The organism is Pseudoalteromonas sp. T1lg23B, from assembly GCF_002964665.1.
Classification (GTDB): domain Bacteria; phylum Pseudomonadota; class Gammaproteobacteria; order Enterobacterales; family Alteromonadaceae; genus Pseudoalteromonas.
This window is the reverse complement of the sequence record NZ_PQBZ01000013.1, coordinates 479,330-505,891: the sequence shown is the minus strand read 5'-3', so window position 1 is coordinate 505,891 and position 26,562 is coordinate 479,330. Positions and strand designations below refer to the sequence as shown.

Below are 26,562 nucleotides of genomic sequence, written 5' to 3'. Positions count from 1 at the left end.
GAGAACCCGATGCAAGGCATAAGATCATTCTGCGCTCCAGCAATAAAACTCATGGCGAGTCTAAAGTACAAAACAAAAATTGGCTTAGTATTTGGTATTTTATTAGTACCTCTTAGCCTAAGTTTGTTTTTTCTAACGAGTATGTTGTCTCAGTCAATTAATATCAGTATTGGCCAGCAAGCCGGCTTGAACCTTTACCCCGCCTTGCTCGACAACACAATGAACATGCAAGAAGCAACAAACTTGTCATTAGCAAAGCGAGCGGGCTATAACATTGACACTAAAAACTCGGTTATTGAGCAAGTCTCAATTCAATCATTACTGGCCATTGACGATGATTTAGCACGTTCTTACATAAACAGAGCTTTGGTTGAGTCCACCCCAAAATTACTTGAGCATGTTAACAAACTCTCTGAGCAGGCAAATACCGTCATCAGTGAAGGGCAATTTAATCCTGACAGCTTTATTTCGCTGTCTAATTTGAACAAAGCGTTACCGGAGTTTTTTGTACAATTGAGCAGTAAATTGCATGTTGCCATGGCTGCAAACCAGGACATAAAACCACAATTGCAACCGCATTTAGAACGCCTACAATCCAGCTTGAACAATTATCAAAATAGTATTAAAAAGAATCTCTTGGACCCCGATGAACTACAATTATCAGGCGCACAGTTTCAAAAAATTCATGATAATGTGATAGAAGATGTCAGCCGTTTTATCGCCACAGCAACTCCTCTGCTCAAACAGCTATTAGCAGAAAAAATAACCCAACAAAGCTTGATAAGAAACAGTGTCGATACCGCCGCCGTGATCAGCCTATTACTTGCTGTATATCTCATGTTCGGTTTTTATTTTGCAGTAGTCGATAGCATTTCTGCTTTTTCTATCTCGGCGGGACGCGCAGCTCAAGGCGATTTAACCGCTAAAGCCAGCGCGTCGGGTAGTGATGAGATGTCTATCATCGTAGAGCAATACAACAAAGTTATCTCTGCATTTATCGCGCTACTAAAAGAAGTAAACAGCACCAGTGTAAACCTTGATACCGCGACAAAAAAGCTCAGTCAGATAAGCCAAGATACGCGTGGTGATGTCGACCAGCAGCAAAATAAGATCAGTACCATTCATGGTGCGCTTAGCGAAATGGCACAAGTTGCCGATTCGGTAGAGCACTCTGCGCAACATGCTACAGAGCTCGCCAGTACTGCTGCTGAGCAAGTAAAACAAGGGTCGCATAATACCACTCAGCTGGCTGAGCATATGGCCTTACTACAGCAAGAGTTCGAGGAGAGCCGAGTGGCTTTGGATAAATTGGCACAAGATAGTCAGAATATCAGTAAAGTCAGCGCTGCTATTAGTGAGATTGCAGAGCAAACCAATCTATTGGCACTCAATGCTGCCATTGAAGCAGCGAGAGCGGGAGAGCAAGGTCGTGGCTTCGCCGTTGTCGCGGATGAAGTCCGCACACTGGCCAAGCGCACTCAACAGCAAACGGAAGAAATTCACAGCATTATTAGTTCACTACAAAATGCCTCTAATGACACACAAACAAAAATGCGCAGTAGCGTGGAAAAAATGGAACAAGGTGTCAGTGCTGCAGAGCAAACCAATCAAGTGTTACTACTGGCACAGCAAAGTATGGTGAATATTGATGAACAGGGTGCGCATATCGCACAGCTTGTACAACAACAAAGTCAAGCTACCCAACAAGCACTCAATGATGCAAGTGAGATCAATACCTTGGCAGAACATACGCTCAGCTCAGCCGTTGCCACCGAAGATGATGCGAGAAAACTGGCGACCATGGCACAACATCTACAGTCTGCCATGAGCCAGTTTAAAACCTAATGACGACTATTCGCAGTGTGGTCTAGGTTCGAAATCACTTGCACGTATCGGCAGTTGCACGACCTGACCACACCCAGGTGGTGCCTGCTTCCCCGTGATGGTATTAACAAATGCCCAGCGTATTCCTGTTGGACGATTATCAGCAATCGCTTGTGGGTTGAGTGGTTTTAAATAGCGAATATATAATTCCAATGCACCGTTTCCACCTGTTAAACCAGTAGACTTATTGTCGTCACGGCCAATCCAAGTGACAGTGACTGTATTGTGATCAAACCCAGCAAACCAGCTATCACGCAAATCATTACTCGTCCCCGTTTTACCCGCCAACTGGATTGAAGGGAAATGCTGATTGAGACGCTTTGCGGTGCCCTCTTTAGTCACTTTCTTAAGACCAAACTTAGTCATATAGCTCGCTTCTGGCGTAAAACGTTCGCGGCTGATGACATCATGTTCGTACAAAACTTTACCTGTAGCGTTAGTCATGGCCGAAATCGTTGTTAACTGACGATACTGCCCATTCGCTGCTAATGTTGTGTACATTTGTGCCACATCATAACTTGAAAGCTCAAGCGCGCCGAGTAATAAAGACGGATATTGATTAATTCGCTCCGTTACCCCTAATTTTTGTAGCGTAGCCGCCACATTATGCACACCTAAATCAAGCCCCAAGTTAACCGCCGGAATATTGATACTATTACTAAACGCCTGATATAGCGGTAAGGTACCTCGATATTTGTGGTCAAAATTTTCCGGACGCCACACATCTCCCGATTCATCAGTTACTTGCAGTGGCCCATCTTCTACTAACGTCCCTAGGTTGTATTTAGCCTGCTCCAATGCCGTCAAATAAACCGCGGGTTTCACCAAAGAGCCAATGTTACGCTTGGTGTCCAACACACGATTAAAGCCACTAAAACGCATATCTCGTCCAGCAACAAGTGCCGAGACCCCGCCTTTTTCCACATTAACCGAGATCATTGCCGTTTCTAGCTTCGTGGTGTCGAAACGCCTTTCAAGATACGGTAGCCCCTGCTCCACAGCATTTTCCATAGCAGCTTGTTTTTGCAGATCAAAGTAAGTGAAGATCCGTACGCCTGCATTGATTATTTCTTGATTGGTTAACAGGCTCTTAAGTTCCCTGTCTACCAACTCAAGATAGCCTGGATAACTTTGCTGACGGCTCTTGTCCAAAGGCTGGATTTTTATTGGACGCACCAAGGCCTGACGCAATTCGTTAGTTGAAATATAGCCTTGTTCAGCAAGCAGGCGTAGCACCAAGTCACGGCGTTCTCGAACTCGTTCAGGATAGCGTCTTGGGTTGTAGTAAGATGGTCCTTTTACAATTGCGACCAACAGAGCTATCTGATCAAACTCCAATTCATCTACCGGCTTTGCAAAATAAAACTCAGCCGCCAGCCCCATACCATGAACACCTTGATTATAAGCCTGCCCCATAAATACTTCGTTGAGGTAGGCTTCTAGGATCTCATCTTTGCTGTACCGATAGTCAAGTATTAACGCAATAAAGGCTTCATTCACTTTTCGAATTAGAGAGCGCTCTCGGCTTAAATAAAAGTTTTTTGCCAATTGCTGGGTCAACGTGCTGCCACCTTGCACCGTGCGTCCCGCTTTTAAGTTTGTATACAATGCCCGCAAAATAGACCATGCAGATACACCATGGTGCTCATAAAAATCACGGTCTTCAACCACCAGCAAGGCCTGTTTGAGAATATTAGGGAATTTTTCAAGTGGCAAGAACTCTCGGTCTTGTTTTGATTCATTACCTATGCGGGCTATCTGTACAGGCTCTAAACGCGCTTGTTCGATACGTCGCCCGCCTTTATCAACAATACTGGCAAGGCGTTTCCCAGCAAAATTTAGGGTAAAGATCTGACCTTCTTCAATGCCATTATAGAACTCAAATGCGCGACGATAAATTTTTATAGTCCGCCCTTGCACCATGTACTGACCGGTACGGCTAAGCTGATTTACTTGGGAATAGTTGAGACGTTTTAGTTCCCAAATGACTTCTTGTTCGGACAAAAACTGTTCTGGATAAAAATTCATGGCACGAGCGTACACCTGAACCGGCAATTGCCATTTGCTGCCCTCAAATTGCCTTGTAATTTTTGAATCTAGATAGATGATGTAAAAACTCACTAACACCAAAATGGCCAATGTGCCTTTCCACATGAAACGCCAGCAGGCTTTTAGCGTACGCTGTTTGAAACGACTCAATGAAGAGCTCGACTGAGCTTGTTTCGCTTTGCTTTTGGTGTTTTTTGCGCGTGAGGATTTAGATGTGGTACGTGTGGTTCTTGTGTTTGTTTTAGCTGCGTTGTTATTATTTTTATCTACCATACCACTTATATAAACTTCAAAATTAAATATGCCAGAGCATAGAGTACCCTAGATTAACCAAGCCTGAAAGAGAGAACGGGCCACAATGGGCCCGTTCGACGTGATAACGTTCGACGTGATAACGTTCGACGTGATAACGTTCGACGTGATAACTTGATAGATATTGAAATTAACTATTGCCGCGTACAGATACAAACTCAGGGTACGCGTCGATACCACAATCGTGTTGATCCATACCGTTAATTTCCTCTTCCTCGCCAACACGGATCCCCATGGTACTTTTCAACAGTGCCCACACTAAGTAAGACACGATAAATACAAATCCAAGAATACACACCAAACCAATAAATTGATTCACAAAAGTTGCATCGCTGTTTGATAATGGCACCAACATCACACCTAACATGCCACATGTTCCGTGCACAGAAATCGCACCTACAGGGTCATCAATTTTCGCTTTATCTAAAAATACAATACTGAACACAACCAGTGAACCGCCCAAGGCTCCCAGTAGACAAGCCAGTAAAGGCGTAGGAGACGCAGGCTCAGCAGTGATCACTACAAGACCTGCCAACGCACCATTGAGTACCATGGTTAAATCTGCTTTCCCCCACAGCGCTTTACACACTAACAGTGCAGCAATTGCTCCCGTTGCGGCAGCAGCATTGGTATTAAGTAATATTTGACTTACAGCAACCGCATTCGCTTTGTCTGCCAAGAACAACTGCGAACCACCATTGAAGCCAAACCACCCCATCCAAAGAATGAAAGTCCCCAATGTTGCCAATGGCATGTTAGAGCCTGGAATTGGGTAAATTTCTCCATTTTTACCGTATTTACCTTTACGAGCCCCCAGTAGTAGCACACCCGCCAAAGCCGCCGCAGCACCAGCTCCATGCACAATTGCCGAGCCAGCAAAATCGACGAAACCAAGTTTAGATAAGAAGCCACCGCCCCATGTCCAAAACCCTTCAATTGGATAGATAAAACCTGTTAAAACCACGGTAAATGCCAAAAATGCCCATAATTTCATGCGCTCAGCAACAGCGCCAGACACAATCGACATGGCTGTGGCAACAAACACCACTTGGAAGAAAAAGTCAGACTCAAGGGCATGATCTGCATCAGCAGACGCTTCCCCTATCAACGCTCCAAAGCCCGGAACTACACCACCTTCGGTATTCCCCACATACATAATGTTGTAGCCGACAAGTAAAAACATGGTACAAGCAATGGCATAGAGGGTGATATTTTTGGTCAGTATCTCAGTGGTATTTTTTGAACGCACGAGTCCTGCCTCAAGCATGGCAAAGCCTGCGGCCATCCACATCACCAACACACCTGAAATTAAAAAGTAAAAAGTATTCAAAGAGAATTTGAGTTCTATAATTGCGTTTTCCATTTTCGGCCCCTTAAATCGCGTCTTCGTCTAATTCGCCGGTACGGATCCGCACGATTTGGTCTAAGTCATATACAAATATTTTACCGTCACCAATCTTTCCGGTGCTGGCAGCTTTAGTTAGCGTATCTACCACACGTTGTGTGTTTTCACTGCGAGTTGCTATTTCTAGCTTTATTTTTGGAATAAAATCGACTTGATACTCAGCGCCACGATACAGCTCTGTATGGCCTCGTTGGCGGCCAAAACCCTTTACATCAACGACTGTCATACCCTCTACGCCTAAATCTGCCAGCGCTTCGCGAACTTCATCCAATTTAAATGGTTTTATTATTGCACTTATCATTTTCATTGTTGGTCCCCTTAGGACAGGTTTATCCTGTTTGCAGAGTTAATCCAACCTTCGTGCCATAAAATTAAAGCTAACAATTTCATGCAATTAGATTGTTAAGCCAGTGCTTTTTAGTGCAATTTCGCACCAACTAGGTGCAATATCACACACCATGCTCATTACTGGTGCAGATGTTTCAGCAATTGCAGCAAAAAGGTCGTCTTCAATTGGTAGGCGGTGCATAATAGGTTTTTTCACGGTCTGAGCTCACAACTGTCCCACCATAAGGGGCGTTCAACTCATACCCTTTGAAAATTGAGACAAAAGCAATTTAAATGTTAAAAACTTATCGTCCGAGGAAAAATATGAACCTAACCAAATTGCTGGTTGTGTGCGCCTTAGTTTTAAGCTTTGGTGGTAACGCAGCCGAGCATCAACGTAAAATTGATATTGACAGTAAAGTTGTTACTCATCATAAAGCCACCATAAACGGGGAGCGTATAAACTACAGCGTCGCCTCTGGAACACAACCTGTTTGGGATGAGCAGGGAGAGCCTATTGCTACTTTGTATTACAATTACTATACAAAAGACAAAGTAGACGATTTGAGTAAACGCCCACTGCTTATTTCATTCAATGGTGGTCCAGGCTCTGCCTCTGTTTGGATGCATATAGCCTACACAGGCCCTCGTGTTTTAAAAATTGATGACGAAGGATATCCGGTACAACCTTACGGCATGAAAGATAATCCATACTCTGTACTCGATGTTGCTGATATTGTCTTTGTTAACCCTGTCAACACCGGATACTCTCGCGTATTACCTGATAAAGATGGCAAGATGCCAAGTAAAGAAGAGCAACAAAAGCAGTTCTTTGGTGTTAATGCGGATATTGAATACCTTGCCAGTTGGATCAACACCTTCGTCACACGCAATAATCGCTCACTATCACCAAAATTTTTAATTGGTGAAAGCTATGGTACGACACGCGTATCGGGCCTTGCCAAAGAATTACAGTCAGCACATTGGTGGTTCTTAAATGGCGTAGTTTTGGTTTCTCCTACCGACATAGGTATTAACCGTGACGGACCGGTGAAAGCCGCAAACCGTTTACCTTATTTCGCCGCAACTGCATGGCATCACAAAGTATTACCAGCGCACTTACAGCAAAAGGACTTACTTGAAGTATTAGCAGAAGTAGAAGCCTTCACGCTCAATCAGTATTTACCAGCACTGGCCAAAGGGGCATTTATTTCCCAGCAAGACAAACAAGCCATTGCCGAACGTGTAGCACTGTATAGCGGTCTGTCCAAACAGTTTGTATTACAAAATAATCTGGATATTAGCGATGATGCGTTCTGGAAAGAATTGCTACGTGACCAAGGCTACATCTTAGGTCGTCTAGACTCTCGCTACTTAGGTATCGACAAACGAGATGCCGGTGATTCTCCCGATTACTTCCCTGAGTTAAGTGCTTGGTTACATGCCTTTACGCCATCAATCAATCACTATATTCGTGAAGAGCTTAACTACAAAACTGATGTGCAATACAACATGCTAGCGAATGTTCACCCTTGGGATCGCAGCAACAACACCACCGGTGAACAACTACGCCAAGCCATGGCTGAAAACCCATACCTCAATGTATTATTCCAAGCAGGTTACTACGATGGCGCAACCAACTACTTTGACGCCAAATACAGCATGTGGCAACTAGATCCAAGCGGTAAGATGCGTGACCGTTTGAGCTTTAAAGGCTACCGATCCGGACACATGATGTATCTTAGACATGATGACCTCAAAGCCTCAAACGATGACTTACGTGAGTTTATTATTGAGTCATTAAAGAGCCAAACTCGCTCAGCAAAATACTAACTAATAACCCCACGCGGGTAGCAAAAAGCTGCCCGCCTGCTTTTGATAAACTCACCTAACACATTGTGACTTGCCTGCGGGCTTGGTAGTATCGCCCTTTTAACATCTTTAGGGGCGTAAAGATGCAAGGCACTTTAAGCAAGCTCAAAGCACAACTCACTCAACCCATTCAATACCAGCTTCCCATTGGGGATGAGCTAGTTAACTTAAATGACTATATAGGACAGCAATTCACGTTGACCCATACGGGTAATATTTTTTGCTGTAACTGTGGTAAAAAGACCAAAAAAAGCTACTCACAGGGCCACTGTTTTGTCTGTATGAAAAAGCTGGCGAGTTGCGACATGTGTATCATGAAGCCTGAAACCTGCCACTTTGATCAGGGTACCTGCCGCGAACCACAGTGGGGAGAGGCGAACTGTATGATCCCCCACTATGTTTATCTTGCTAATACCTCAGGCTTAAAAGTGGGTATCACGAGACACACACAAATCCCTACCCGTTGGATAGATCAAGGCGCCACACAGGCATTACCACTGTTTAAAGTGCAAACAAGATTGCAATCGGGGCTTGTGGAAGTCGCATTGGCTGAATTTATTGCCGATAAAACCAATTGGCGAAATATGCTCAAAGGTTTGAACGATAATGTGGATTTAAAAGCAGCAGCGGAACAATTAATCCCTCAAATTCAAAGTAAGCTGGATGAGCTAGCCGAACTATTTGGTGCCACTGCAATTGAGCGCTTGGACGAAGACGTGGTTGATTTGAGTTTTCCTGTTGAGCAGTTTCCAAGCAAAATTACCTCCTTTAATTTTGATAAAAGCCCAGAAGTAACCGGCACTTTGCTCGGTATAAAAGGCCAGTACTTGATCTTTGATACTGGCGTTATCAATATTCGCAAATTTACCGCTTACGAAGTCACTTTTTCAGCATGATAAAAACGCAGCCAGTCATCAGCACTTAAAGGCTTGCAAAACAAATAACCCTGAATGATGTTGCAGCCCAGTTTTTGTAAAAACTGGCGCTGCTCACTCTTTTCAACCCCTTCAGCTACCACCTGTAAGTTGAGCGCTTTGGCCATCGCGATAATGGCACTGACAATTTCACTATTGCCATATTCATCGGGGACCTTAGCCACAAAGCTGGCATCTATTTTTAAGGTGTCAATCGGCAACTTGGTTAAGTAACTCAATGCAGAATATCCGGTGCCAAAATCGTCCAGCGCAATCGAAATACCCAAACTTTTTAGTTTTTGTAATTCACTTTTTGCCTCATGTAAATTGCTGATAAAGCTACTTTCGGTCAATTCCAATTCAATGAAACGACCATCTAAACAGTGTTTATTCAAGGCATTTGCAACCGTGATAGCTAAATCACCCTGACATAAATGTTGTGCCGATACATTAATAGCGATACGTCTAATGTCACTGCCCTGACGACGCCACAGCGCAATACTTTCACAGGCTTTATTGATCACCCATTGGTCCAGCTTGGTGATAAGCCCCAGCTCTTCAGCTAAGGGAATAAACTGAGCCGGAGAGATCATTCCCAGATTTGGATCATTCCAACGCAGCAAACACTCCACACTGGATATTCGCCCACTTGCCAAACACTGCAAGGGCTGAAAATAAAGCTCAAATTCGTCATGCTCTAGCGCATATTGAAAACGACTGAGCATAGACAAACGTTCTAATGAGCGGGCATTCATGGATGCCTTGTATAACTGAAAGGAATTTCGGCCAATCTCTTTGGAGCGATACATAGCGACATCGGCATGTTTTAATAGGGTTTCACTGTCTAAACCATCTTCGGGATAGACCGCCGCACCTAAAGAAGCGGTAGCGGTGACACTCAGATCATTAAGCTCAAATGCTACACTCAATTGCGCAAGTATTTTGTTGGCAAAATTGACCACATCGGAAATATGCTTTACTTCGGTTAGTAACACCACAAATTCATCGCCCCCCAAGCGCGCCAAAGTGTCGCCCTCGTTTAACATGCCTTTGATACGCTCACTCACCTGTACCAGTAGCTCATCACCAGCACTGTGACCTAAGCTGTCATTGACTTCTTTAAAGCGGTCAAGGTCAATAAACATCACGGCAAGTTTATGGTTGTCTCGATGCGCGGAGGCCAGCGCCATGGACAAACGGTCATAAAACAAGCGTCGATTGGGTAACGCTGTTAATTCATCAAAATAGGCAAGTCGTGCTATCTTTTCCTCTGCGTTTTTGCGCTCGGTAATGTCACTGAATATCGCGGCGTATAGCACTTCATCGCTATAAGGCTCGTTGATGGCAATGATGGTTAACCATTCAACATATATTTCGCCATTTTTCTTGCGATTACAGATCTCCCCTTGCCACACACCGTTTTTTCTCAGCTCACCCCACATTTGATCATAATATGCTTTATCATGAATACCCGAACTCAAGATACTGGGGCTCTTGCCAATCACTTCGTAATCTTGGTATCCAGTAAGCTCACTAAACGCTGGATTTATCTGTAAAATTTCACCATCGCCCCGAGTGATCATAATGCCATCTAAAGATGCATCGATAATTCGATTAGCCAAATACAGGTTTTTCTCCGATTTTTGTAACGCTAGGTCGCGTTGCACCAATACTTTTTCAAGCTCACTACAGTAGGCAGTTTCAATTTCGGTGAGTACATTTTTCAATGGCAACAGGCCAATTACTTTGCCAGAACAAGGCTCTTTCACCACCAGATGACGAATAGATTCAGCTGTCATCAATCGATACGCATCAAACAGACTGTCTTTTGGGCTCACCTGTAACATGGGGTATGTAGCTAGCCGCCAACACGGCATTCGCCAATCGGGATTAAGCAACATATAGGCAATGTCTCGTTGCGTAATGATGCCATATTCTGCCAGTTCATGATTGTAAACCAGCACCGCCGTCAGTCGTTTTATACGCATGACTTCGATCACTTTCGACACACAATCATTGGCCTTCAAAATAACCACATTGCGATTATAGTGATCTTCAATAGGACGAAAATGTAAGTAATGATCAAGCCCCTGATTACGCACAATATCAGATAAGGAGACGACACCAACCGGAACTTGTTGTTGGTCTTTGACCAGTAAATGTCGGATCCCCAGTTGATGGAATTTTATCGTGGCCTCACTGAGGGTTTTATCAACTTGAATGTCGTGTACCGGTGAGGTCATTGATGTGGCGATGGGGGCTTTAGCAAAATCAGGATCATTAAAGTTAAGTTTGACACAATCTGACTCCGTCCAAATTCCCACAATCTGTTGCTGCTCGGTGACAAAAATAGAACTGACCCGGCGCTTGCGCATCATTTTTACCGCCTCGCAAAGCGGTGTTTGATGATCACATGACAATAATTGATTAGAAAAAATATCTTTGATTTGTAATTGACGGCTATCAGTGACCATTAAGCACAACCTCGCATTTTAACTTGAATACGAAGTATAATGCTGTATACCTTTTAGACTTTGATTAAGAACAAACAATGCCAATAAAATATTACCCATTCTTGCTCTGTTTAGAAGAAAGTATTGAATTTATTGACAGTGAAGCGACGCTCGAACATACCGTATTTTATCTTTCAAAAACTCAGGTACAACATGCGCTCTGTGTCTATGAGAATGGTCAGTGCTATGATTTACAAGGTAATAAAATGGCTCTACCGGATTTAGCCGTGCTCACTCGACATGTTCAGCAGGCGCTAATTGATGATGGGCAATGTTGTGTTCAAAAAGTCACACTCACCAATATTAAGCAAGTATTTGCACTGCTCAAGCAACTTTAAACACCTGTTAACCCTCAACCAAGGCTTTGATGTGTGTTACCGCACTGCGACCTAGCGCTGATAGCGCATAGCCTCCTTCCAAAAATGAAATAATCCCTTTGGCTTGGGTTTCTTTACTCAACTGGACAATTTGTTCGGTTAACCATTGGTAATCAGCTTCAACAAATTGCAGTCCCCCCATCTCATCTTCTAAATGTGCATCAAATCCCGCGCTGATAAAAATAAGTTCAGCCTCGAATTCTTTTAGCTTAGGAAGCCATTGTTGTGTAAATAACGCTTTTAAATCTTCGCCTTTGCTTGCCACAGGCAGCGGTGAATTAACGATATGTGCGTTGTTTTCTATATCACTGTTGGGATAAAAAGGGTATTGGAATAGCGAGCAAAACAATACATCCGAACGTGTTTTAAAGATATCTTGCGTCCCATTGCCATGGTGTACATCAATATCAAGAATCGCAACCCGTTCGATACCCAAGCTTTTGGCATGCTCCACCGCTATTGCCAGATTATTAAACACACAAAAGCCTGAGGACTGACTGCGATTAGCATGATGACCTGGCGGGCGCACACTACAAAATGCGGCATCAAGATCACCTGCAAGAATTTTGTCTACCGCTAAAATGCCCGCCCCGACTGCGCGTTCTATCGCTTGCAAAGACTCAGGCGCTAACCAAACATCTTCGGCAAAGGCACATAATCCATCATCTGGAATACTGTTACACACCTTGTCAATCAACGCTTGTTCGTGAACCAAAGCAATTTGTTCCATCGACGCTTTCGGCGCTTGTAGCTGCTTGAGTGCAATATCCATCCCCGATGCCAACAACCTATCCGCAATGGCGTCCAAACGCTCTGGGCACTCAGGATGTTCCTCTGGCATTTTGTGCTTTCTGCAATTTGGGTGTGTGATTATCCCGGTACGCATAACGCTCCCTCTATCAAGCTTTCTGCTAGTGTAACAAGCTTACGCCCCTTACACTGTGCGACTTTGGTGTTACTCTGATTCAACGCGAGGTAAAGCGGTTAGTTCAAGATCGTGAAAATCAAAACTAAAGTCAGTTACATCGGGGCTAACAAACTCCATACTGGCACCGACAACATGCTGAAAGTTATCCAAATGAAACTGAATATAGGCATCGGCCTCAAGCAACCGCTCATTCCAACGCACCACAAAAGTATTCCCTGTGTAGTGCTCAAGTTTGCCTTTGAGTAAATCGGTATGAGTAAAATCAATAGTTAACTGGCCATTGCTATGCTCGACAGTCACGTCTCCATACCAAGGGCTTGTTAAAGTGCCGATATATGATTTTAGCGGTAGGCTCGCTTGTACGGTTGTAAGAGGTTTGATACCAGCGCTGGCATAATTGCCAGCCCGCTCTTGTTCATAGCTTTTTGCAGCGACCTCCACACGATCTTCATCAGGCAATCCTAATGCGTCTTCAAACACTTCATCGATAATACCTGTGAGTGCTGGGTACGCTTGCTGATTAGATAATAGCACGACTCCTAACTGCTTTTCGGGAAGTAATGCAACCTGAGAGACCATGCCCAAAATGCCGCCTCCATGGCCGAGTTTCTTATAACCAAAATAGTCCTCGATTGCCCAACCTAAGCCATAACCTCTAAATTGCTGCCGATGGGTTAAGAAGCTTTCTTCCTCTGGCTCTCGCATGATATGCGGCAGCCACATTTGCAGTTGTTGTTGTGCACTGAATAGCTGCTGTCCACGTGGAGTTTTACCGGCGTTTAACTGTGTTAATAGCCACTGACTCATGTCATCAACATTTGAAGCAATCGCCCCTGCGCCACGAAAGTCTTCTAAATAATCAACAAAAAAAGGGTTAAGCTCACCATCCATTGGAATATGACCTGTCGCCCAATTGCGATTTTCAGCGCGAATACGCGAGAACCCGGCCTTTGAGTCATCCATACCAAGCTTGGTGAACATACGTTGTTCAACGAAGTCTTGCCAGCTAATGCCACTGACTCTGGCGACTACTTCGCCTGCCACCACAAACATTAAATTGTTGTAGGCATATTCACTGCGAAAGCTTGAACTTGGCTTCAATTTGGCGATCCCAGCTATAAGTTGCTGCGTTGTTTTATTGGTATCTGGCCAAATCATCAAATCACCAGCGCCTAATCCTAACCCACTGCGATGACTCAACAGATCGCGAATAGTCATTTCACCAGTTACATAAGCATCGAACATTCTAAACTCAGGAAGATGTGTGATTACCTTGTCATCCCAATTAATCTTTCCTTCATCAACCAGCATCGCCAAAGCAGCACTTGTGAATGCTTTGGTATTTGATGCGATACCAAACAAAGTATGCTTATCAACAGGTTCTGCTGTTTTAATATGCCTCACGCCATAACCTTTGGCCAATACCACCTTGCCTTTCTCAACCACTGCTATCGCAAGTCCTGGGATATTGAAACGTGTCATTGCTTGGTGCACTGCAGCATCTACATCATGTACATTCACACTTGTAGATGTATTCGCGGCAGAACTGGCGGCCTCTGAGGCCACTGATGGTAGGGTTAACAGCAACGCAAACCCTGCGCCAATTACGCTATGCAAATTCATACTAGGCCTTTTTAGTTATTTTTATTGGGCGGTGTAACTGCCATTCGCGCTGGGCTCGCTCTTCATGGTGGTCAATAACATGGGGTTGAGCTTTGATAAGTGCCACATATTCAGCGGGAAAGGTATGCTCCAACGCGCCGTTTAACACATGCTGTACATACCAATCAAAAGGGAGCTGATCATCAACAAAGGTGTTAGCAATATAGCAATAGGCTTCAATCACACCATGCTGAGCTGATTCAACTTCTATGGCGACTCTATCGTAGCGCTCTCCTTCAATGGCATCTAACATAGCAAGTTCTCATCATCGAGCGCATACAGCACCCCGATAACCACATCATCACCACAGCTGGTAGGCTCTATCGTGCACTTTGCCGAGCCATCGGTACTGAGCATATTGAACGTCAGTCTATGTTGATACAATTTAGCCACCCCAAGACATTGGGCCTGTGGAAGACGGGCAAATAACCTTCTAGTTGACAGATTAGAACCAAACGCAAAATTAATGTGAAGCTTATTACTCATACTAAATTGAACCTTTTACAATACAACACGCACAGCCAAGGCGATTAAAACGACACCAATACCTCGGTCAAACCAATGTCCTGCCCTTTGGAAAAATGCCCTAACCTGCGCTTTACTTAGGACCATCGCCAAAAATGAAAACCAAACCCAAGTGGCAAGTGCCATGTAGAGCCCATAAAACATCTGAACGAGCGTTGGCGTAGCAGGCGAGATAACCAAGGTGAATAAAGACAAGAAAAATAGCGTTGCTTTAGGATTAAGTGCATTCACCAAAAAACCACGCCTTAGGGCGTGCATCGCGGGCTCTGAGATTTGATGCTCTAAACCTGTCGTATTATCCACACCATTAACAGGTTTCGCACGTAGAGCCTGCACCCCCATATACGCCAAATAGGCCCCCGCTACATATTTTAAAACATTAAACATCGCTGGCGACTGAGATAGCACAATGGCCACACCAAGCAAACAGTAAGTAACATGCACTAAAATGCCCAGTGCGACCCCCCCGCTGGTCCACAAAGCGTTCGCTCTACCTCGCTGAATACTCTGCTTTAATACAATCGCAAAATCAGGACCAGGGCTGGCTACCGCAAAAAAATGCGCCAAAGCTATCAATAAAAACTCATCGAGATAGTCAAACACCGCTTTGTTCCTTGAACATCAGCAACAAAGGATTGGCAGAACTCTTTACATACTCCTGAATTTGTTTATGCGCCTTTTTATATGCACTTTTTAGATGGGGCTTTAGGTATTTCTTACCGTCACTATCTGGTTTGAAATAACATATCAAGGCATGCATAAATACGGTTTGCTCCTCACTTAAGGCAGCTTGTCGGTTTGCATAAGGGTTGTAACAGGAACCGCAACCGCCTTTAAACTGATATACGGTGTTGCTCATCATTACCCCAAACCCCATAAAACATGCTAATGCATCACTCGCTGCGGCAATTTGTTGCTCCCCACCTGGCGGCAATGCGCCTTTTTGATAGATAGCAATAGTCGCCAATGTTCCAGCAAAACTCGCGACCAAATCTTGAGGCTGATTTATTTGATTGGGATTATAAGATAGCAACACAGGGTGTGAAGGTGCTGCAACAAGCTCTGCGGCTTCTCCCCTTGATGGTCCGCTAAAGCTAAAAGCAGGAATACTCTGTTGTGCGGGTAAATGTGCAGGGCTTACTAACTGTAGCGGCCAAGCTTGCATGCCCGCATAGTCACGTACTCTGGCAAATACTGTTTGTGCCATCTGCTCAACACTCGATACCTGATCGGGAAAGTACTGCCCTGTTGGCTCAATAATGTTTGTATGTGCTAAAAAGTGCTGTCCATCAAAATGCTCACACGCCCATACAAAGGTGTCTATCAGCCAAGCAACCTCGCCTTCGCTCAATAAAGGTTTTGATTTAAATAACGCTAACATAATTACTCTGTTTTAGTAGCCCATTGCCAAGCCTGAGTGTTATACAAAGGCACGGTAGACAGTGCATGATGATGACTGCCACTGGTCTCTTTTGTTGAATATGATAAATACAATAAAGTGCGCGTTTTAGCATCATAAATACGACGAACTTTTAGAGACTTAAACAAAATACTCTTGGATGTTTTAAACACCACTTCACCATCTTTGGACAAATCAATTTGTTGCATCTGCTGCGCCGTGATCTCTCCAGTCTGTCGACACGCTATCGACATATCTGAAGGGTCTGAAAAATCCAAATTGGCTTCCACGTGACTAATATGACAAGTTACGCCAGTAATAATGGGGTCCTGTTGCGCGGATACCACCACATCTTTGGTGGTGAACAATCCTAGACTGACTTTTGCGGCGTCATCACTACATCCTGCCAAGGCTACAACTCCAACCAACGCCAACCAAATTTTCTGTTTATACATCTGGTGTTTCCTTATAAATCCCCTAATATAGGCCCATTTACTCATACTTGAGACTATAAGTCATCATGCCACACCTGATCATCGAGCATTCTAATAATTTGCCTATGCCTGCCAAGCAGTTGGTTGACGCGGTCCATGTTGCGGTTGAGCACACTGCACTGTTCGACCCCAAGACCATAAAAACCCGTACTCTGAGCACTGAAAATTTCAGAATAGACAGTGAAAAAACAGGTTTTATACATATTCACGCCCATCTAATTGAAGGCCGAACTGAAGCACAAAAGCAGCTACTCAGTAACACTTTGCTCGACACGCTACAAGATATGTTTGATGAAAACTGGTTACTAAGCGTTCACCCTTACGATTTACTCACAGCCATATACCGAAAGAACTGATCAAAATCGCACAATCACGTATGATATCGCCTCGTTTAATTTACAGACAAAGCATTATGAAATTTCCTTGCCGATTGGATAAATTTTTGAGTCACTTGGCCGAATTACCACGGACCAAAGTCAAAGCTGGTATTAAAAAACGTTATGTAACAGTAAATGGTGAAGTGATCACTCGTTTTGATTATTCAGTTAATCAAAACGACAACGTCATTTGGCAAGGTAAGCCTCTGCAATACCTTGGAAAACGCTACTTTATGCTCAATAAGCCGGTAGGCTATATTTGTGCCAATAGTGACGAAATGCATCCTACGGTGTTTGATTTATTAGATGAACCTAACTTAAAAGATTTTCATGTTGCGGGGCGTCTGGACATAGATACAACAGGCTTAGTACTGCTCACCAACGATGGTGACTGGTCTCACCAAATTACCTCACCGAAAAAGCAAAAGTACAAAACCTATCTAGTTGAAACTCAAGAGCCTATTACCGAAGAAGCATTACAGCTATTGAGAGACGGCGTGCAACTTCATAATGAAAAGCAGCTCACATTACCCGCAATCGCTGAACAACTTGCAAGCTACAGCCTACGGTTATCCATCTGTGAAGGTAAGTACCATCAAGTGAAGCGAATGCTTGCAGCCGTGGGCAATAAAGTCGTGGAACTGCACCGCGAAAAGATTGCGGATATAGCACTTGATACTAACCTAGCCAGTGGCGAATATCGTGAATTGACCGAACAAGAAGTCAACATAATCAATGCAAAATAAGGTGACTTCCTCATCAAGATGAGGAAATATCATCTCTTTTTCTATCGAAATGCACTATATGTTACTTACATGATTTCATTAAACATGGTAGATAATAATATTCTATTATCTGAAAGGGGCGTATTGTGCTATCAGGTTTAACATTAAGAATTAAAATAATACTTTTCGCTGCGGCTATTTTCCTCTCACTTTTGCTAGTCGTCATCTTAGGGTTACAAGCGTTACGCCATGCCAGTGAATCTGACAACATAGCGCGTATCAACCAGTTAATGAAGAGCACGGTCAATATTGTTGAACAATTCGAAGGATACGTACAAACCGGAGCCCTCAGTGAAGAACAAGCCAAAAAGCTCGCCACCAAAATGCTCAGGGAAAATAAATACCATGACTCTGAATACGTTTATGTGGTCGACGACCAGCTAAATTTTGTCGCGACACCACATGACCCACAGTTACATGGCACCAGCTTCAACGATTTCAAAGACGCTAAAGGCAATAGTATCGGTAGAATGGTTGAACGTTTGGTGGGCAATAAAACCAATCAAATTATCACTTATGAATGGGATTCTGTCCGCGAGGGCGAAGTTGTCGATTTAACGTCTGTTGTGCAAAAGACACCGATGTTTGGCTGGTATGTAGGCACGGGAATTAGCGCCAAAGAAACCGATGAACGTTATTGGGGCACAGCCCGCTGGCTATTAACGCTATCACTGCTAATAGCTGTGGCGCTGACCTTTGCGCTGGCCAAGTTTGGCCTTGGTCTGTCTAACAAACTAGGGGGAGAGCTCGATGAAGTATTGACCATCGTAAAGCAAGTGTCTCGTGGTAACTTAAGCTCACCAATCAATACCAGTGCAGCCAAAGAAGATAGCATCATCGCCGCTATGAGCTACATGCAAAAAGGGCTACAAGGGGTAGTTGGAGGGATTGCCACGGTAAGTGATGCGCTCAAAGCACAAAGCAACGATGGTGAAAAACGCTCCAATGAATTAGAACAGCTTACACGTAGCCTGAGCAGCGAAACTCAAATGGTCGCTTCGGCTATCACCGAGCTAACAGCTTCAGCACAAACAGTGGTAGAGCATGCCGAGCAAACAGCCAATTCAGTGCAAGAAGCGGAACGTCAGGGTCAAAATGCCGACAAGCTCACAACTGAGGCTGCAAAAACCATCGCCTTATTAGAGCAACAAATTGACAGCGCTGGTAATAACATTCAAACCTTAGATGAAGAAGTGACCAACATTGCCAATGTACTGAGTGTGATCCAAAGTATTGCCGAACAAACGAACTTGCTTGCACTGAACGCAGCCATAGAAGCAGCTCGAGCTGGTGAACAAGGCCGTGGTTTTGCGGTGGTTGCCGATGAAGTTCGCCAGCTTGCACAACGCACACAAACCAGCACCGAAGAAATTCACACTATGATTGGCAAGCTGCAATCAGCCACACAAGAGGCGAAATCATCGGTCACGGTTTCAATTCATACCAGTGAAAAAACGGTCAGTATGTCCAAAGAAGCGGGTGAAGAGCTACGCAAAGTAGCCAACTCATTAGGTGAGATCTCGCAAATGAGTCATCAAATCGCCCATGCAGCAAAAGAACAGTTGGAGGCAGGTGAGGATACCGCACGCCGAGTTGTAACCATTTCAGACACTGCGTCACAAACCGCTCATGTGTCTGAAAAAGCGCATCACGCCACAGACAGTATCAAAGAGTTAACCGTGAACTTAGAGTCAGAAATCGCCAAGTTCAACTGTTAAAACTCATTGTAAGAATACATTTGTATACCTTGTAACTAAAAAGGACCGTCAGGTCCTTTTTTATTTGTACCATGGCTAGAAAAGTCGCTTAGACGTTAATCAACCACGCCGAAACTTCAATAATATAAGTTATTTGACTTCTACACGCTGCGAGCGCATGACCACTTCGTCGTTAAGCTCGATACCGATCCCAGGCTCCTCTGAGACCTTAAACACCCCGTTTTTAGGTTGAGGGTCTTGGATGCACAGTTCACGGTTCCACTTCTTAATCGCGTAGGTGTGATGTTCGTGAATTAAAAAGTTAGGAATGGCTGTTTCAAGATGCAGTGAAGCCGCTGTTGCGACTGGACCACCACACACATGGGCCTGAATACGAACATCAAAAATATCTGCGTAATCACATACTTTCTTGGTTTCAGTAAAGCCACCACACAACCCAATATCCGGTTGAAGCACATCAATACTCTGATCTTCTAGATACGGACGAACTCCCCAGCGGTTATATAGGCGTTCGCCACCGGCTATCGGTACAGCTACTTTATCAGCGACCTTAGCATGCAGCGAATGGTTTAGATAATTCACTGGCTCTTCATAGTACATGCAATCAAACTCTTCTGCTATTGCGCCAATCTGAATAGCGGAAGTTGCGCCTGGCAAACTGTGACATTCAAAAATAATGTCTACTTCATCACCTACCGCCTCACGAATTGCTTGAATACGTGCACGATACAGTTTCATCTCAGCTCGGGAGATGATCTTAGTACGGTCGTAATAGGTATTGCCATGCTTATCATACTGAATTGGATCCACCTTGACGGCATCATACCCTTCGGCGATAGCCTTAAGCGCCGCTTCTGCGTACTCCTGTGGTTCAACCAGTGCTTTAAACTCTTTATCCCAGTCAAATTGTAACTGTGAAGCATAAGTTCTCAGCTCAGGGTTGACCTTGCCACCTAGCAATTGATAAACAGGTAAGTTAAGCGCTTTACCCTTGATATCCCAAAGTGCGGTATCAATTGCACTCATGGCGGCATACACCACAGGTCCACCGCCTAAGCCCCAAAAACTTTCACGGAGCATACGAGACCAAAGCAATTCAGTTTGAAATGGGTCGTGACCTATCAAAAAGGCTTCCGCCATTTCCTTAATCATACTAGCTGCTGCACTGTGACCTAAATCATATGCCAGACCCGCTTCACCTACACCACTGATACCTTCATCGGTGTGAATTCTTACAAACACAGGGGTCCACGCGGGTCTGTCAGGACAGTGGATATCAAATACTTCGACGCGATTAACTTTCATTGCTGATTCCTATTGTGCAAAGCCTGGATCTAAGCGGTATGCTTTTCGCAGCATTGCAGGCCAAGCTAATTGCCCGCCCGTACTGCCGCTATGAACAACATTCGCTTGGTTATAAATATTATCTATGATGGGCTGAGGTACTGGCACAGCCTGTTGGCCCGTTGACTGAATCGCCACCTGAATTTCACAGGCTCGTTGCAAATCGTAAAAGCGCATAAATGCATCACCAACCGTTGGCCCAACCGTCAATCCGCCATGGTTAACCAATAGCATGTGATTGGTGGTACCCAAATCATCTTGGAGTCGTTTGCGTTCATCATCGTTTACGGCTAGACCTTCGTAGCCATGATAGGACAAAGAAGGCAATGAGAACATTGAGTGCTGACTTAGAGGCAATAACCCACATTCAAGACTCGCAACAGCAACGGTTTCTTTGGTGTGCAGGTGGATCACACAGTGGGCATCTTCTCTCACTTCATGAATAGCACTGTGTATAGTGAAGCCCGCTGGGTTAATTTTAAACGGTGTGTCATCTAAAATATTGCCCTGCAAGTCCACCTTCACCAAGTTTGAAGCTGTTACTTCATCAAAACTCAGACCAAATGCATTAACTAAATATTGGTTAGTCCCAGGCAAACGCGCTGACATATGGGTATAAATCAAATCCCCCCACCGCATGTGTTCAACCAAACGATAACAAGCGGCTAGGTCAACTCTTAGCTGCCATTCCTGCTCGGATACTTTGCCTTTTAGGTTGAGTTTAGGTAGTTCAAACATAGAGGGTCCTTTACCAAGCCCAAATAGATGTATAGAAGTCTAAATGACTCTGGGCATTTGTTCAATATAATAAAAACCACCGACATGCGGTGGTTTTTTGTAAAACGTGTCGCTGAGCACTATTTTACTTGCGATAAATACTCAGCAATAGCTTCTAGTTCAGCATCAGATACATTGGCAACCATTGCCTTCATCGCGGCTGACATACCATTGCTGCGAGCACCCGACTTAATGTCTTTCATTTGTGCCAATAGATACTCTTTACTCTGGCCCGCTACTTTTGGATACATTGGCATAATAGGGGCTTTACCCTCTGCACCATGACAAGTTTGACACATTTTAGCAGTATACAATGCAGCACCATCGGCAGCGTGCACTGCATTTGCGCCTAGTGCAGCCATAGATAACCCAACCCCACAGATTAATTTTTTTATCTTACTCATAACATTACTCTTTTTATTAGTTAACGGATAATTCCCTTACAGTGTAGACCATTTGTCAGCGCTACACATATGTTGCTAATTAGCAGACCTGTGATGAGTAAAAACGGTTACCAAATTAAATCGTCTGGAACCTCATAACCTGCATACGGGTCGTCCTCATCAGGCCCGTTGTTATCATCTTCCACATGGAAAACTATGTATTTTTCATCTACTTCAGCTATCTTACGCGCAGGTTCATCTTGCAATACATAGAACTGGCCTTCAAGCACACAAATAGCCAAACGACCTTTTGATAACGCTTGTTTAGTCTGTTCATTCACATCTAGCTCTTTAACCTTGTTTTCATAAGTAAAGTTAAATGTAACCTCACCACGTATCGAATCCTGGTTGTGATGCTCTAAAATCTGCTTAACGCGAGCAACCTGTTCGCGCTCTTTTAGCTCTGCCTGCTTAGCCTTATTTAGCTCTTCGGCCTTTTGTTGCTGCTCTAGTTTTGTTTGAGCAATATGCTTTTGCAGATCACTTGGATCACTAGTTGCACCTTTTTTCTTTTTCTTCTTCTGCGCTTTACGCTTTTCCGACTTGGCTACCTTTGCTTTATGCTCCGTCGTTAACCCTGCTTTTAGTAGCTGCTCTTGTAAAGAACCCATTGTGCATGCTCCATGAAATACGAATTACCATATTTTAACGCAGTGGTTTTTTTTGACCATATACAAAACTTGTATTAGCGGTTTTTTTTATCTTCTGTCGCTACCTTAGCAAAGCCCTTGCCTCACTTATATGATTTACCGCAAAGAATTGCTAACTAACTGATCCAAAACTGTTCAATCAAAACAAATCCACGCATAATAGCAACGAACCGTGCAAACCACGTTTTGGAACTTTCATGCCGTTAATACAGCTGCTCATTTCTTCTATTTTTATATTTTTCGTGCTTTATGCGCCGCAGCCGTTACTCGCTATATTTGCACAGTCTTTTTCCGTATCAACCGCAGCCAGTGGTGCGCTCATGTCCATCACAATGATCCCATTAGCAATAGCACCAATCTTCTATGGCTTGTTGTTTGCTCGCAAAAACCCTCTCAGCATCCTGAAAAGCGCAATGCTAATCTTAGCACTCACCAGCGTCTTGTTTGCGCTTGCACCAAGTTTTGAGTTATTGCTTACTCTTAGATTTATTCAAGGTTTAACTTTACCTGCGGCCCTCACTGCTATGACAGGTTTTATTGGCCAGCAGTACAGCGGTCTTCAATTACAACAGAATATGACTCGCTATATTGGGAGCACAATTCTAGGAGGATACTTAGGACGCGTACTGGCTGCCAACTTTGCCAGTTGGTTTTCATGGCAAAGCTTTTATTATTTATTTGCATTTGTCTTGTTAATTCTGGCCTTGTGCATCAAGCCTCACCGCTGCCAACCACCCGAACGAGCGCCAGCATCGCCAAAAGCTTACCTGAAACCTTTGCGCAACCAATTAATCGTACGCTTATTTGGCTGTGTTTTTTGTATGTTTTTCTGCTTTGCGGCATTAATGAACTATCTACCTTTTATTCTGCGAGATATGTTCAATATAACCGACAGTAAAACCATTGGCTGGGTGTATAGTGGCTATCTGATAGGCGCCATCATTTCGATGGCAACACCGCGTCTTAATCAGTATTTCAACAACCCTTGGCGGTGGTTAAGCACCTTGTTTGCAATCTACTGTTTGACTCTTATGATCATGCAAATTCCACTTTTGAGTATATTCTTAGTGACATTTACCTTGTTTTGCGCCTGTATGTTTATGATCCATGCCAGCGCGGCCCCCTTGGCAAACAAGATAAGCGATGCGCCGCCCACAGTTACCAATGGTGCCTATGTATCATTTTATTATAGCGGCGGTGCTTTAGGGTCGTTTTTACCCGGTTTAGTTTTACAACATTTTGGTTATCATGCGTTTTTATTCGCCCTACTGTTGGTGTGTGCAATCGGGCTACAATTGACATACATGACCTATAAACAAGGGACATCAATAATGTGAGGTTGGTGGCCTGTATGTTGCCAAAACTGACAGAGTTGGGATTTAGATAAAACCCAAGTTTTACGATTATCAAACGGGTGACATTGCCACAACTGTGCGTCCCAAAGGCCACTATCAACCCACAACTCAACTTGGTGATCACTATCGTTGAATAATGCCAACGCTGAGACACAGCCTGGTTGAATTTTCAGATACTTTTCTAAACGTTGATCAGACGCGAAGCCAAGACGAGAAAGGCCTTGTTGTGTTGACAGTGCTTTTAAGTCGACTTTCAGATGCGCCCTAAGTAGTAGCAAAACATGACGACGCCCGTAGTTATCTCTTAAAAACAAGTTTTTAATTCGAGTACCTAGCCGTTCAAGTTGTAATTTATCGGCTTCATCACAGGTGTGTAGCGCCGGATGTTCATATTGAATAGGCTCAATCTCAAGCTCCCTAAGCGTTCTTGCAAGGCTAAGTTCTAACAAAGCACTCACAAGCAAACACCTCTAAGTTGCACACTGCGCTGACGCCAATAAACACGGTTGATTTTATGCCCTTTTTGGCAATAGTTACGTTGCTTAAGCGTCGTTTCTAACAGCTGTACCGCTCGCTCTTCTAATTGCAGCTTTAGCTCTGGTGAATCTTCGACGCGCTGATGTTTGGCATATTTTTTTAGTTCAGCGCGGCTCATCGGTTTGTGACTGCTAACTTTCATCAATGGTGTTGGTTCTACTGTGACAATATAAACGAAAAGCGAGTCCCCTGACTCGGATTGCTTGGTATGAAGCGCCTGCTCTGCTATTTGAAATTCAACGTCTTCAGGAGCCGATGCACACCCTCCTAAAATAACAAAACACAAACTAGCCAACAGGAGACGTAAATTGTTTTGAAACATCACACATTCTATCTTGGTATTATTTTCACCTAGTCTACCAAAGCCATTTGTAAAAATGTGAAAAAAATTTGTGAGTAAGGACTTGACGAGTCAATCAAAAAGTTTTAAATTTCGCTGCGTTCAAAACGGAATGTGGGGCTATAGCTCAGCTGGGAGAGCGCCTGCCTTGCACGCAGGAGGTCAGCAGTTCGATCCTGCTTAGCTCCACCACTTTCCGCCCATCTTACGATAAAACTCCATTTTCAATACTTATTACCGCTTCGTTCGCATTGCGTGCTTTTTTAGCAATAAAAAACGGGCCAATTAGCCCGCCTTCAGTAAATGATTTACTAACTACTCACTGATTATTCTCTTATCTGGCCTTCACCAGTTACTAAGAACTTTTCCGTTGTTAGCGACTCAAGTCCCATAGGACCATAAGCGTGCAACTTGGTTGTCGCAATACCTATTTCAGCACCTAAGCCAAGCTGCGAGCCATCAGAAAAACGTGATGACGCATTCACCATCACGACGGATGCATCAACGCTACGCTGGAACAGCTCAGCTTTGTGACTGTCTTGTGTACAAATAACCTCGGTGTGATGACTACCGAAACGATCTATATGTTCAAGCGCTCCGGCAAAGTCATCAACAATACGTACGGCAACTTCTAAGCTTAGGTATTCTTCACCAAATTGGTCCTCAGAAATGACATTTGCATTTTCAAAGTACTTTGCTGACTGACTATCTGCGTTGATAACAACTTGTTTGTGTGCGAATGCTTTTTGTAAACGTGGTAAAAATTGCGACGCAACTGCTTTGTGAACAACAATCCCTTCAAGCGCATTACACACCCCCGTGCGCTGTGTTTTACCATTCAATGCCAGCTTAAGTGCGACATCAAGATCTGCATCTTCATCGACATATAAATGACATACCCCTTTGAAGTGCTGGATAACTGGAATGGTGCTATTCTCTGTAACGAAGTTGATCAACCCCTCACCACCTCGTGGAATAATTAGGTCGATATATTGTTTTTGCTGCATCAATTCCATCAGCAAAGCTCTGTCAGGATCTGGTACAACCGTGATAAGTGCTGTTGGTAAGCCATGCTGCTCTAAGACCTTATGCATAACCTTCGCAATTGCTTGAGAGCTTTGTAACGCTTCTTTACCGCCGCGTAAAATCACACCGTTGCCTGATTTAAAGCACAACGCCCCAGCATCTGCCGTCACATTTGGACGTGCTTCATAGATCATACACACGACCCCTAGAGGTACGCGCATCTTGCTAATTTTTATACCGTTTGGGCGTACACCCATGTCACGAACCAAGCCTACAGGATCGTCCAGTTCTACGATTGTTTTTATTCCCTCAGCCATATCTGCGATACGTTCGGGAGTTAAGGTTAAACGGTCAACCATCGCAGGGGGTAACTGATTGTCACGCGCTAGGGATAAATCGTGCTCATTCGCCGCTAAAATATCACTGCTTTGAGCTACGAGTGCCGCTGCCATATCTGTCAGTACCGCATTCTTTTGCTGGGTGCTCAGAAGTGCCAATTGTTTTGCTGCACTTGCTGCTTGTTGTGATAATTCTGTAATTAAACTCATG

General features: G+C 44.0%; 27 protein-coding genes and 1 tRNA gene. 9 read left to right on the top strand and 19 right to left on the bottom strand.

All coding sequences use genetic code 11. The features are described from left to right. Window positions 1–9 precede the first annotated feature (9 nt). On the top strand, window positions 10–1,845 hold the full coding sequence (locus tag C2M32_RS05940) for a methyl-accepting chemotaxis protein (RefSeq protein WP_105167554.1): 1,836 nt from the start codon (window positions 10–12) through the stop codon (window positions 1,843–1,845). Window positions 1,846–1,851: 6 nt separating this feature from the next. On the opposite strand, the gene mrcB is transcribed toward C2M32_RS05940, so the two are convergent. The 4 genes from mrcB to C2M32_RS20455 all read right to left on the bottom strand — a co-directional run bounded on the left by mrcB (window position 1,852) and on the right by C2M32_RS20455 (window position 6,194). After that, on the bottom strand, window positions 1,852–4,206 hold the full coding sequence (gene mrcB, locus C2M32_RS05935; RefSeq protein WP_105167553.1) for a penicillin-binding protein 1B: 2,355 nt from the start codon (window positions 4,204–4,206) through the stop codon (window positions 1,852–1,854). 169 nt (window positions 4,207–4,375) lie between these two features. Next, window positions 4,376–5,608 (bottom strand): ammonium transporter, encoded by a 1,233-nt coding sequence (locus tag C2M32_RS05930; RefSeq protein ID WP_105167552.1) that lies wholly within the window; start codon window positions 5,606–5,608, stop codon window positions 4,376–4,378. A 10-nt stretch (window positions 5,609–5,618) separates the two neighbouring features. Beyond that, a complete protein-coding gene (locus tag C2M32_RS05925; protein WP_070983801.1) occupies window positions 5,619–5,957 on the bottom strand; it encodes a P-II family nitrogen regulator in 339 nt (112 codons plus the stop codon). 87 nt (window positions 5,958–6,044) lie between these two features. Then, entirely contained in the window at window positions 6,045–6,194 is a 150-nt protein-coding gene (locus C2M32_RS20455) for a hypothetical protein (RefSeq protein WP_158678143.1), read from the bottom strand. A gap of 107 nt (window positions 6,195–6,301) precedes the next feature. On the opposite strand from C2M32_RS20455, the gene C2M32_RS05920 reads away from it, so the two are divergent. Next, window positions 6,302–7,810: a S10 family peptidase gene (locus C2M32_RS05920; protein WP_105167551.1), complete on the top strand. Its 1,509-nt coding sequence runs from the start codon at window positions 6,302–6,304 to the stop codon at window positions 7,808–7,810. Between the two features lie 122 nt (window positions 7,811–7,932). Continuing rightward, the gene (locus C2M32_RS05915; protein ID WP_105167550.1) at window positions 7,933–8,745 is read left to right on the top strand and encodes a DUF2797 domain-containing protein; all 813 of its coding nucleotides are present in this window, start codon (window positions 7,933–7,935) and stop codon (window positions 8,743–8,745) included. On the opposite strand, the gene C2M32_RS05910 is transcribed toward C2M32_RS05915, so the two are convergent. Then, window positions 8,721–11,237, bottom strand: coding sequence for an EAL domain-containing protein (locus tag C2M32_RS05910; RefSeq protein WP_105167549.1), 2,517 nt, complete (start codon window positions 11,235–11,237; stop codon window positions 8,721–8,723). The two genes, C2M32_RS05915 and C2M32_RS05910, sit on opposite strands and share 25 nt — an antisense overlap. 77 nt (window positions 11,238–11,314) lie before the next feature. Between C2M32_RS05910 and C2M32_RS05905 the strand changes: the two genes are divergently transcribed. After that, window positions 11,315–11,614 (top strand): hypothetical protein, encoded by a 300-nt coding sequence (locus C2M32_RS05905; RefSeq protein WP_105167548.1) that lies wholly within the window; start codon window positions 11,315–11,317, stop codon window positions 11,612–11,614. A 7-nt stretch (window positions 11,615–11,621) separates the two neighbouring features. On the opposite strand, the gene C2M32_RS05900 is transcribed toward C2M32_RS05905, so the two are convergent. From C2M32_RS05900 to C2M32_RS05875, 7 genes are all read right to left on the bottom strand, one after another. Further along, window positions 11,622–12,539 (bottom strand): histone deacetylase family protein, encoded by a 918-nt coding sequence (locus tag C2M32_RS05900; RefSeq protein ID WP_105167547.1) that lies wholly within the window; start codon window positions 12,537–12,539, stop codon window positions 11,622–11,624. Window positions 12,540–12,608: 69 nt separating this feature from the next. Beyond that, window positions 12,609–14,204, bottom strand: a complete 1,596-nt coding sequence (locus tag C2M32_RS05895) for a serine hydrolase (protein WP_105167546.1) — start codon at window positions 14,202–14,204, stop codon at window positions 12,609–12,611. 1 nt (window position 14,205) lies between these two features. Beyond that, complete coding sequence (locus tag C2M32_RS20750) at window positions 14,206–14,496, bottom strand: gamma-glutamylcyclotransferase (RefSeq protein WP_234401234.1); 291 nt, start codon at window positions 14,494–14,496, stop codon at window positions 14,206–14,208. Next, window positions 14,490–14,729, bottom strand: coding sequence for a gamma-glutamylcyclotransferase family protein (locus C2M32_RS20745; RefSeq protein WP_234401233.1), 240 nt, complete (start codon window positions 14,727–14,729; stop codon window positions 14,490–14,492). The genes C2M32_RS20750 and C2M32_RS20745 overlap by 7 nt, the downstream gene beginning before the upstream one ends. 15 nt (window positions 14,730–14,744) lie before the next feature. Continuing rightward, window positions 14,745–15,371, bottom strand: coding sequence for a LysE family translocator (locus C2M32_RS05885; RefSeq protein WP_105167545.1), 627 nt, complete (start codon window positions 15,369–15,371; stop codon window positions 14,745–14,747). Next, window positions 15,364–16,149, bottom strand: coding sequence for a hypothetical protein (locus C2M32_RS05880; protein ID WP_105167544.1), 786 nt, complete (start codon window positions 16,147–16,149; stop codon window positions 15,364–15,366). Before C2M32_RS05880 ends, C2M32_RS05885 begins: the two co-directional genes overlap by 8 nt. A gap of 2 nt (window positions 16,150–16,151) precedes the next feature. Continuing rightward, window positions 16,152–16,622 (bottom strand): CreA family protein, encoded by a 471-nt coding sequence (locus tag C2M32_RS05875; protein ID WP_105167543.1) that lies wholly within the window; start codon window positions 16,620–16,622, stop codon window positions 16,152–16,154. Window positions 16,623–16,687: 65 nt separating this feature from the next. On the opposite strand from C2M32_RS05875, the gene C2M32_RS05870 reads away from it, so the two are divergent. The 3 genes from C2M32_RS05870 (at window position 16,688) to C2M32_RS05860 (ending at window position 19,541) form a co-directional block, all read left to right on the top strand. Next, on the top strand, window positions 16,688–17,017 hold the full coding sequence (locus C2M32_RS05870; protein ID WP_105167542.1) for a 5-carboxymethyl-2-hydroxymuconate Delta-isomerase: 330 nt from the start codon (window positions 16,688–16,690) through the stop codon (window positions 17,015–17,017). Between the two features lie 56 nt (window positions 17,018–17,073). Then, the gene (gene rsuA, locus C2M32_RS05865; protein ID WP_105167663.1) at window positions 17,074–17,784 is read left to right on the top strand and encodes a 16S rRNA pseudouridine(516) synthase RsuA; all 711 of its coding nucleotides are present in this window, start codon (window positions 17,074–17,076) and stop codon (window positions 17,782–17,784) included. A 125-nt stretch (window positions 17,785–17,909) separates the two neighbouring features. After that, window positions 17,910–19,541 (top strand): methyl-accepting chemotaxis protein, encoded by a 1,632-nt coding sequence (locus C2M32_RS05860; protein ID WP_105167541.1) that lies wholly within the window; start codon window positions 17,910–17,912, stop codon window positions 19,539–19,541. Window positions 19,542–19,670: 129 nt separating this feature from the next. Here the strand turns inward: C2M32_RS05860 and C2M32_RS05855 are convergent, their stop codons facing one another. From C2M32_RS05855 to C2M32_RS05840, 4 genes are all read right to left on the bottom strand, one after another. After that, window positions 19,671–20,846 (bottom strand): mandelate racemase/muconate lactonizing enzyme family protein, encoded by a 1,176-nt coding sequence (locus C2M32_RS05855; protein ID WP_105167540.1) that lies wholly within the window; start codon window positions 20,844–20,846, stop codon window positions 19,671–19,673. A gap of 9 nt (window positions 20,847–20,855) precedes the next feature. Then, window positions 20,856–21,623, bottom strand: coding sequence for a class II aldolase/adducin family protein (locus C2M32_RS05850; protein WP_105167539.1), 768 nt, complete (start codon window positions 21,621–21,623; stop codon window positions 20,856–20,858). A gap of 119 nt (window positions 21,624–21,742) precedes the next feature. After that, window positions 21,743–22,066, bottom strand: coding sequence for a c-type cytochrome (locus C2M32_RS05845; protein ID WP_105167538.1), 324 nt, complete (start codon window positions 22,064–22,066; stop codon window positions 21,743–21,745). 107 nt (window positions 22,067–22,173) lie between these two features. Next, window positions 22,174–22,716 carry a DUF2058 domain-containing protein gene (locus C2M32_RS05840; RefSeq protein ID WP_105167537.1) on the bottom strand — a complete coding sequence of 181 codons (543 nt, stop codon included), beginning with the start codon at window positions 22,714–22,716 and terminating at the stop codon, window positions 22,174–22,176. 236 nt (window positions 22,717–22,952) lie between these two features. On the opposite strand from C2M32_RS05840, the gene C2M32_RS05835 reads away from it, so the two are divergent. Then, a complete protein-coding gene (locus C2M32_RS05835) occupies window positions 22,953–24,092 on the top strand; it encodes an MFS transporter (protein ID WP_105167536.1) in 1,140 nt (379 codons plus the stop codon). On the opposite strand, the gene C2M32_RS05830 is transcribed toward C2M32_RS05835, so the two are convergent. Together C2M32_RS05830 and C2M32_RS05825 are read right to left on the bottom strand one after the other, a co-directional pair. Further along, window positions 24,065–24,568 carry a prolyl-tRNA synthetase associated domain-containing protein gene (locus C2M32_RS05830; RefSeq protein WP_325047864.1) on the bottom strand — a complete coding sequence of 168 codons (504 nt, stop codon included), beginning with the start codon at window positions 24,566–24,568 and terminating at the stop codon, window positions 24,065–24,067. The two genes, C2M32_RS05835 and C2M32_RS05830, sit on opposite strands and share 28 nt — an antisense overlap. Then, window positions 24,565–24,969: a hypothetical protein gene (locus C2M32_RS05825; protein ID WP_105167535.1), complete on the bottom strand. Its 405-nt coding sequence runs from the start codon at window positions 24,967–24,969 to the stop codon at window positions 24,565–24,567. Before C2M32_RS05825 ends, C2M32_RS05830 begins: the two co-directional genes overlap by 4 nt. A gap of 134 nt (window positions 24,970–25,103) precedes the next feature. Here C2M32_RS05825 and C2M32_RS05820 point away from each other — a divergent pair. Further along, window positions 25,104–25,179, top strand: a tRNA-Ala gene (locus C2M32_RS05820). A gap of 134 nt (window positions 25,180–25,313) precedes the next feature. Here the strand turns inward: C2M32_RS05820 and C2M32_RS05815 are convergent. Continuing rightward, window positions 25,314–26,561 carry a glutamate-5-semialdehyde dehydrogenase gene (locus tag C2M32_RS05815; protein ID WP_105167534.1) on the bottom strand — a complete coding sequence of 416 codons (1,248 nt, stop codon included), beginning with the start codon at window positions 26,559–26,561 and terminating at the stop codon, window positions 25,314–25,316. Window position 26,562: the final 1 nt, after the last annotated feature.